Source organism: Aeromonas finlandensis (assembly GCF_000764645.1).
In the GTDB taxonomy this organism is placed as follows: domain Bacteria; phylum Pseudomonadota; class Gammaproteobacteria; order Enterobacterales; family Aeromonadaceae; genus Aeromonas; species Aeromonas finlandensis.
Map to the genome: position 1 here is coordinate 1 of NZ_JRGK01000304.1, position 6,852 is coordinate 6,852.

General features: G+C 60.7%; 6 protein-coding genes. 3 read left to right on the top strand and 3 right to left on the bottom strand.

Annotated elements, in window-relative coordinates; translation table 11 throughout:
- Positions 1 to 68 precede the first annotated feature (68 nt).
- Entirely contained in the window at positions 69 to 1,550 is a 1,482-nt protein-coding gene (gene ilvC / locus LD28_RS0118945) for a ketol-acid reductoisomerase (protein WP_033138476.1), read from the bottom strand.
- A gap of 254 nt (positions 1,551 to 1,804) precedes the next feature.
- Here ilvC and ilvY point away from each other — a divergent pair, with 254 nt between their 5' ends.
- On the top strand, positions 1,805 to 2,698 hold the full coding sequence (gene ilvY / locus LD28_RS0118950) for an HTH-type transcriptional activator IlvY (protein ID WP_033138477.1): 894 nt from the start codon (positions 1,805 to 1,807) through the stop codon (positions 2,696 to 2,698).
- On the opposite strand, the gene LD28_RS0118955 is transcribed toward ilvY, so the two are convergent.
- On the bottom strand, positions 2,687 to 3,547 hold the full coding sequence (locus LD28_RS0118955; protein WP_033138478.1) for a type 2 periplasmic-binding domain-containing protein: 861 nt from the start codon (positions 3,545 to 3,547) through the stop codon (positions 2,687 to 2,689). The genes ilvY and LD28_RS0118955 overlap by 12 nt on opposite strands.
- A gap of 192 nt (positions 3,548 to 3,739) precedes the next feature.
- Between LD28_RS0118955 and LD28_RS0118960 the strand changes: the two genes are divergently transcribed.
- Positions 3,740 to 3,931, top strand: a complete 192-nt coding sequence (locus LD28_RS0118960; protein WP_005339486.1) for a hypothetical protein — start codon at positions 3,740 to 3,742, stop codon at positions 3,929 to 3,931.
- A 73-nt stretch (positions 3,932 to 4,004) separates the two neighbouring features.
- Entirely contained in the window at positions 4,005 to 6,587 is a 2,583-nt protein-coding gene (locus LD28_RS0118965) for a bifunctional acetate--CoA ligase family protein/GNAT family N-acetyltransferase (RefSeq protein WP_033138479.1), read from the top strand.
- On the opposite strand, the gene LD28_RS23720 is transcribed toward LD28_RS0118965, so the two are convergent.
- A partial coding sequence (locus LD28_RS23720; RefSeq protein ID WP_206538770.1) for a hypothetical protein occupies positions 6,544 to 6,852 on the bottom strand: 309 nt, incomplete at its 5' end. The genes LD28_RS0118965 and LD28_RS23720 overlap by 44 nt on opposite strands.

Consider the following 6,852-nt stretch of genomic DNA (forward strand, 5'->3'; position numbering starts at 1 on the left):
TCCTTCATGTAACCGCGCAGTACCTGACTGATCTTCTCGCATCAGGCATGGTTGCGGGTCATGCCTGATTAACCGCCAACGGCGATGCGTTTCATGTCCTTCATGTAGCCACGCAGTACCTGACCGATTTTTTCGATCGGATGGTTGCGAGTCGCTTCGTTGGCAGCCAGCAGCGCCAGGTTATCGACGCTCTGCCCTTCCGCCTTGCTGGCACCCAGATCGCCCGCTTTCAGGGTCGGCATGAAGTGCTCACGCAGCAACGGCACGGCGGCGTTGGCGAACAGGTAGTTGCCGTACTCGGCGGTGTCGGAGATGACCACGTTCATCTCGTACAGACGCTTGCGGGCAACTGTGTTGGCGATCAGCGGCAGCTCGTGCAGGGATTCGTAGTAGGCAGACTCCTCGTAGATACCGGAAGCCACCATGGTCTCGAACGCCAGCTCGACACCCGCCTTGACCATGGCCACCATCACCACGCCATGGTCGAAGTACTCCTGCTCGGCAATCTTGCCAGCGAACGCCGGGGCGTTTTCGAAGGCGGACTTGCCGGTCTCTTCACGCCAGGTGAACAGTTTGACGTCATCTTCGGCCCAGTCGGCCATCATGCCGCGGGAGAACTCACCAGCGATGATGTCGTCCATGTGCTTCTCGAACAGCGGGCGCATCAGGGTCTTGAGCTGCTCGGAGAGCGCGAAGGCGCGCAGCTTGGCCGGGTTTGAGAGGCGGTCCATCATCAGGCTGATACCACCCTGCTTCAGGGCTTCGGTGATGGTCTCCCAACCGAACTGGATCAGCTTGCCGGCGTAGGCCGGGTCTGTGCCTTCGGCAACCAGCTTGTCGTAGCAGAGCAGGGAACCGGCTTGCAGCATGCCGCAGAGGATGGTCTGCTCGCCCATCAGGTCAGATTTCACTTCCGCCACGAAGGAGGATTCCAGCACCCCGGCACGATCGCCGCCGGTGGCAGAGGCCCACGCCTTGGCGATGGCCATGCCTTCGCCTTTCGGGTCATTTTCCGGGTGAACGGCGATCAGGGTCGGCACGCCGAAACCGCGCTTGTACTCTTCACGCACTTCGGTGCCCGGGCACTTGGGCGCCACCATCACGACCGTGATGTCGGAGCGGATCTGCTGACCCTCTTCCACCACGTTGAAGCCGTGGGAGTAGCCCAGCGCAGCACCCTGCTTCATCAGCGGCATCACGGTCTTCACCACGTCAGAGTGCTGTTTGTCCGGAGTCAGGTTCAGCACCAGATCGGCGGTCGGGATCAGCTCTTCATAGGTACCGACCGCAAAGCCGTTGTCGGTAGCTTTCTGCCAGGAGGCACGCTTCTCGGTGATGGCGGCCTTGCGCAGGGCGTAGGAGATATCCAGCCCGGAGTCGCGCATATTCAGGCCCTGGTTCAGACCCTGGGCACCACAGCCCACAATCACCACCTTCTTGCCCTTCAGTACGTTGCAGCCGTCCGCGAACTCTTCGCGCTGCATGAAACGACACTTGCCCAGCTGGGCCAACTGCTGACGCAGGTTCAAGGTGTTGAAATAGTTAGCCATGGTGATTGCTCCGTTCGATTGATTCCATGCCGGATAGCGGCGTTGTCTGAACCACTATAGCGCGGGACACTTATTGCCTGAACTGATATATTCGAAACAGTACGTTGCAAGAATTGAAAGATGATTCTTGGCAATTCCACCCCCATGTGACTCCCCATTACAGCAAAATTGCAGCTGAATTATCCGGGGAGGCGGTTGCCAGAGCCGAACGGTTCGGCATGAATCTATGCCCTGACTGCAGCAGGAAGTGATCAATGGATCTTCGCAATCTCGAGCTGTTTCTCCACCTCGCCGACTCCCTTCATTTTGGCAAGAGCGCCGATGCCATGGCGGTCAGCCCCTCCACCCTGAGCCGCGCCATCCAGCGGCTGGAGCAGGAGACCGGCTGCATCCTGTTCGAGCGGGACAACCGCTCGGTTCGGCTCACCCCCGCCGGCGAGAAGCTGCGCGAATTCGGCGGCGGCCTGTTGCAGGAGTGGCGTCAGCTCAAGCAGGAGCTCAAACGCAGCGATGAACCGCTGCAGGGGCGGCTGCGGGTCTTCTGCTCGGTCACCGCCAGTTACTTTCTGCTGCCCGAGGTACTGGAGCGCTTTCGCCGCCGCTACCCCCAGCTGGAGATCAAGCTGGAGACCGGCGACCCGGCGCTGGCGGTGGACAAGATCCTGGCCGACGAGGCCGATCTCGCCATCGCCGCTCGCCCCGATGCTCTGCCCGCCAAGCTGGAGTTCGCCAGCCTGCAGCTGGTGCCGCTGGTCTTTATCGCGCCGCGCAACGCCCCCCAGCTGAACCAGTGGTTCCGCCAAGGGGAGCCGGACTGGGAGCAGCTACCGCTGATCCTCTCCGAGCAGGGCTTGGCCCGCAAACGCAGCGATCAGTGGTTTCGCAACAAGGGGATAGCCCCCAACATCTACGCCGAAGTAGCGGGTAACGAGGGGATCGTCGCCATGGTGGCGCTCGGTTGCGGGGTGGGGCTGGTACCGGCTGCGGTGATCGACCACAGCCCGCTCGGCGATAAGGTGCGCGTCATCGATCTCAAACCCGCCTTCAAGCCATTTGATGTGGGGATCGGGGTGCTCAAGAAGCGGCTGGAAGAGCCGCTGATCCGCGCCTTCTGGGATACCGCGCAGAATCAGGGCTCACTGCGCTGACACCGGATTATAGATAAGGGCCGGATCGACCATCATCATACGGCTGGGCAGCGGCAAGTCGGGGTTGTGCAGCTCGAGGCGCACCCGCTCATCCAGTTTCAGCCGCCGAATGGTGCTGCCAAATCCCTCTTCAAAGACCCGGTCAAAAGCACCAGACTGCCGCGCCCGCAGCAGGCCAAGCTCGATGCGCTGGGCCAGCTCCGGATATTTTGGCGAGACAAAGAAGAGCAGCGCCAGCGGATAGCGAAACACCAGACGGGGCTCGATAGCGAGATCCGGATGCTGCCTTAGCTCATCCTCGATCTCGATGACCGAACGCAGGAAGCAGTCAAAGCGCTTCTTGCGCAGCATGTTGAAGAGCGCCTCATAAAGATTGCCCACCGTCACCTTGAGGCCGTTAGCCCGCAGCAACTGGGTGTCTGGCCAGGATCTGTGCTGACCGATAGAGAGCCCGGCGCGATGCCAGTCCGCCAACGATCCGATCGCGGCAAAACGTCCCTCATCCCCCTGCCGAACCAGACACACCCGCCACCCCAGCAGCCCCTTGGCCAGCGGAATGTGGATTGCCAGCAACTCCCGTTCTCGCTGACCATCCGGGGCAAAGACACCGACCTGAACCAGCTCACCGCTGCGCAGCTCCTTCACCGCCCGCCCCTGCTCCATTTGCGGGCTGGATACAAGCTGATAGGGGCCATATTCGGGCACGGTGAGATCGAGGGAGAGGCGCAACAACTGGACGACGGCGGGGTTGGGGTGATCCAGCAGCAGATTCCAGGCGCGGATAGGCTGCTCGGCTGCCGTTGCGCCAACCGTCCACAGTGCCATGCACCACCACCAGACTCTGATCATCCTGTGCACCATCCGTGCCTCGTGCTCCTCGCCATACTATAACGCCAGCCAGCGCCTCAACGGCGCCCTCTCTGAAAGATGTGTGAGCGCTCTCGTGTCAAATTTCGTGTCAAAAGTGACAATAGGCAAACCCGGCTGGTCATCGCAGACTGGGCATTCATCAACAAACACCAAGGCGCAGGGAGGAGAGCCATGAAACAGCATCTGGTAGAGATCAAGGGTTCAACCCTGTTTGACGAGTATCTGCAAAGCATGGGCGTACCCAGCACGGCGCTCGATCGGGAGCAGGATATCTATCTGCAGGAGCGCCACCTGGGCGCCATTCGCCGGGTGCAGGGCGAACTGCGCTTTTATCTGCGTGCCAATGCCCTCAACAAACGGTGATCAGGATCCGGTCACAGAACCCGCAGCAAAGGCGTATTAGACTGGTATCTTCCCCCTTTTGTCGGGAGTGCCCATGAAAGCAAGCGGTCTGGATCGGCTGTTCAAACCCCAATCAATCGCCGTGATCGGCGCCTCGACCGACCCGCTCAAGGCGGGTCATGTGATCGTGCGCCACCTGCTGGCGGGCCAGTTCAAAGGGCCCATCCTCCCTGTCACCCCGCGCAACAAAGCCATCGCTGGCGTGCTGGCCTATCCCGATATCGCCAGCCTGCCGCTGACCCCGGATCTCGCCATCATCTGCACCAGGCGGGAGCGGGTCTTGCCGTTGCTGGAGGCGCTCGGCCAAAAGGGCACGGGAGCGGCCATCATACTGGCCGCCGACTTTTCCCCCGAGGAGCGGCTGGAGCTGAAACGGGTCTGCCAGCAATATGGCATTCGCCTGCTCGGCCCCAACAGCATGGGGATGCTGCTGCCCGGCCAGGGGATCAACGCCAGCTTTTCCCCCATTGCCGCCAAGCCGGGACAGGTCGCCTTTCTGTCGCAATCCGCCGCCGTCAGCACCACCATTCTGGATTGGGCCAAGCAGCATGAACTGGGCTTCTCTGCCTTCATCTCCCTTGGTGACCACTGCGATATCGACTTCGGCCAGCTGCTGGATCAGCTCTCCCGCGACAGCGTCACCCGCGCCATTTTGATCTACATGGACAAACTGCACGACGCCCGCCACTTTCTCTCGGCGGCGCGAGCAGCCTCGCGCAACAAGCCGATCCTGGTGCTGAAAAGCGGGCGTCACGATCCGGCCCACGGCCTCGACAATGTCTATGATGCCGCCATCCGCCGCGCCGGTATGCTGCGGGTGCGGGATACCCACGAACTGTTTGCCGCGGTCGAAACCCTCAGCCACTCCATGACCCTCAAGGGGGAGCGGCTCGCCATCATCTCCAACGGCCGCGGACTGGCCAATATGGCGGTGGATGTGCTGCTGGAGCGGGGTGGCAAGCTGGCTCGCACGCCGATCGACATCGGCAGCGATGCCACCATCACCACCTATCAGGAGGCGCTGGACAGCGTGTTGCAGGAAGATGGCATCGACGCCATCCTGATCATCCACGCCCCCTCGCTCACGGCACCGAGCGCGCCGCTGGCCAGCCATCTTATTGCCCATTTGAAACAGCACCCCAGAGCGCGCCGTTTCAATATCCTCACCAACTGGGCAGGCGAATACTCGGCGCAGGAGGGGCGCAAGCTCTTTACCGAGGCGGGCTTCCCGACCTACCGCACGCCGGAAAGCGCCATGGCTGCCTTCATGCACATGGTGGAATACCGTCGCAACCAGAAGCAGCTGATGGAAACCCCGGCGTCACTGCACGGCAACCAGCTCAATGTCGAGCTGTGCCAGCAGCTGATCCGTCAGGCGCAGGAGCGCAAGCAACTGAGGCTGGATACCCATCTGGTACACCCGATTTTGCAGGCCGCCGGTCTCTCGACCCTGCCAACCTGGATCGTCACCGACGCCATCGAGGCGACCCTGACCGCCGAGCAGATCGGCTATCCGGTGGCGGTGAAACTGCGCTCACCCGACATCCTCCACAAGTCTGCCGTGCATGGCGTGGTACTCAACCTGCGCACCTCGGCCGAAGTGGCGCAAGCCGCAGATGCCATTCTGGATCGGGTCAGACAACATGATCCGGGCGCCCGTATCGAAGGCTTGCTGGTGCAGCGGATGGCTCGCCGCAGCGGCGGCCTGGAGCTGCGGGTGCGGATCCAGCAAGACGCCATCTTTGGCCCCGTCATTCTGCTGGGTGAATCGGGTGCCGAACCGCAGGAGATGGTGGCAGCCTTGCCACCGCTCAATCAGGCGCTGGCTCGTTACCAGATCATCGGAGCGCTCAAAAGCCGTAAAATCCGCGAACAAGCGACACCGGAGCGACTGGATTTCGATGCCCTCGGTCAGGTGCTCTGCCAGCTCTCCGAGTTATTGCTCGCCTTTCCGGAGATTCAGGAGCTGGACCTGCACCCGCTACAAGCGTGCGGTGCCGAAATGGTGGTACTGGATGCCAGCCTCACACTGAGTGACCCTACCATCCCGACAATCAACCGACTGGCAATCCGCCCCTATCCTACCGAACTGGAGGAGGGTGCCTGGCTTAAAGATCAGCGCCATATCCTGCTGCGCCCGATCCGGCCGGAAGATGAACCGGCTCACAAGCAGTTCGTACTGCAAGTCTCCGATGAAGACAGGTACAAACGCTTCTTTGCCGATGTGGGCGAACTGGGTCATGAAGAGCTGGCTCGCATGACCCAGATCGATTACGACCGGGAGATGGCATTCGTTGCTGTGGGGCAAGATGGTGAGCTGCAGGATCAGATCCTCGGCGTAGTACGTGCCATTTCGACCCCGGATCTGAGCGATGCCGAGTTTGCCATTCTGGTGCGCTCGGACCTAAAAGGGGTGGGCCTCGGCAAATTGATGATGGAGAAGATCATCCGTTATGCCAAAGAGCAGGGGATTGGCCAGCTCTCCGGCATGACCATGCCCAGCAATCGCGGCATGGTCAACCTCGCCAAACGGCTTGGCTTCAAGATCGATGTCCAGATGGAAGAGGGGGTGGTCAATATGGAACTGCCCTGCAACCAGCAGGCGGCAGAAGGCTGATTTGACCACCTGTAGAGTCGTTCAAATGGCTGTTAATGAAGCTGATAAGGCTCTGATATAGCCAGGAGATGGTGGAAATAACCGGCTTTTTAGTTCTCTTGCGGCAGACAAAAGCAAGATATTGGCTGTTTAACACGCTAAAAACACCAAAGCCCGGTCGAGAGACCGGGCTTTGGTGTTCGTTCTGCTGTGAAAATCTATGGGCCAGCAGGCAAATCGCCCATAGCAAAAAGGCCTTCCCATTCGGGAAGGCCTTCAAATTAGT